The sequence below is a fragment of the Streptomyces sp. NPDC058632 genome (assembly GCF_042717095.1).
GTDB lineage: Bacteria > Actinomycetota > Actinomycetes > Streptomycetales > Streptomycetaceae > Streptomyces.
Genome location: NZ_JBHXQZ010000204.1, coordinates 1 through 1,685, shown reverse-complemented (window position 1 = coordinate 1,685; position 1,685 = coordinate 1). Strand labels below are relative to the sequence as shown.

Annotated in this window: 1 protein-coding gene; it reads right to left on the bottom strand. The window is 72.6% G+C overall.

The annotated features are described in order from the left end of the window. Nucleotides 1-1,649, bottom strand: a 1,649-nt coding sequence (locus ACFWVE_RS34975) for a beta-ketoacyl reductase (RefSeq protein ID WP_384023285.1), incomplete at its 3' end; no start/stop codon positions are given. Nucleotides 1,650-1,685 lie beyond the last annotated feature (36 nt).

The following is a 1,685-nucleotide window of genomic DNA, read 5'->3' as shown; positions in this document are numbered from 1 at the left end:
TCGGTGACGGCGAGGGCGTTGGGGTGGTCGAAGACCAGGGTCGCGGGGAGCCGGAGTCCGGTGAGGTGGTTGAGCTGGTTGCGCAGTTCGGTCGCGGCCAGCGAGTCGAAGCCCAGCTCCTGGAACGCCCGGTCGGCTCCGATCGCCTCGGCCGAGCCGTGTCCCAGCACCGCCGCCACCTGCGACCGCACCAGCCGCAGCACCGTACGGTGCCGCTCACCGGCGGTAAGCCTGGCCAGCCGGTCCGCGAGACCGTCGGCCGGGGTGACGGCGGTCGCGGCGGAGGCCGCCTGCCGTCGGATCGCCGGGGCGAGGGTGCGGAGCAGGGCGGGGACGTCGTCGGTCCGGGTGCGCAGGGCGGCGGTGTCCACCCGCAGGGGGACGACCGTGGCCTCGCCTCGGTCCAGGCCCGCCGCGAACAGTGCCAGCCCCGCATCGTGGGAGAGCACCGGCAGACCCTGCGACGCCATCCGCCGACGGTCCACCTCACTCAGATACTGGCCAAGCCCAGCGCCCACGTCCCAGAACCCGAACGCCATCGACGTCGCCGGCAGACCCTCCGCCCGCCGACGCGCCGCCAACGCGTCCAGGAACACATTCGCCGCCGCGTAATTGCCCTGCCCCGCCGTCAGCACCAGACCACCGGCCGACGAGAACAGCACGAACGCGGCAAGATCGAGACCGCGGGTGGCCTCGTGCAGCCACCACGCCGCATCCGCCTTCGGAGCCAGCACACCATCCACCCGCTCCGGCGACAACGCACCCACCAGGCCGTTGTCACCCACACCGGCAGCGTGCACCACCGCCAGCAGACCACGGTCCGATACCAGGGAGCCGACCAGGTGGGTGACCGTGTCCCGGTCGGACACGTCGCAGGCCAGGATCTCCACCCGCGCGCCGAGCGCGGTGAGTTCGGCGGTGAGTTCGGTCGCGCCGGGCGCGTCCGGGCCGCGCCGGGACGTCAGGACCAGGTCCCGCACCCCACGCTCGGCCACCAGATAGCGGGCGACCACCGCACCCAGACCACCGGTACCACCGGTGATCAGGACCACACCCGTGCCGTCCAGTGCCGGGACCGTACCGCCCGTGTCCGCCTCGCCCTCCGACTCGGGCGACGGCAGCCGGGTCAGGCGCGGCACCAGCACCGCACCCCCGCGCACCGCCACCTCCGACTCACCCGCGACCACGGCCGCCACTGCAGCATCCACATCGGCGTCCGCACCGGCGTCGACATCGGCCAGGGCGAAACGGCCCGGGTTCTCAGCCAGCGCCGCACGCACCAGACCCCACACCGGAGCCTGCACCACATCACCGGCCGAACCGACCGGAACCGCACCCCGCGTCACCACCACCAGACGCGAACCCGCGAACCGCTCACCGGCCAGCCACTCCTGCACCACACCCAACACCCGGTGCACCACCGACCGCACACCCACCGGCACATCACCACCGGCAAGCGAAGAAGCATCGGCACCACAGTCCAGGACCACCGCCTCCGGCACGACCTCGGCCTCCGCCACCTCCTCCCACGGCACCCACACCGCAGCAGACGCATCGAAGACCCCCGGCACCCACTCGATGCCATACAGCGCACCCGCATCACCGGACGCCGTACCCAACTGATCCGCCGACACCGGCCGCCCTGCCATGGACCCGACCGACATCACAGGCGCACCGGTCACATC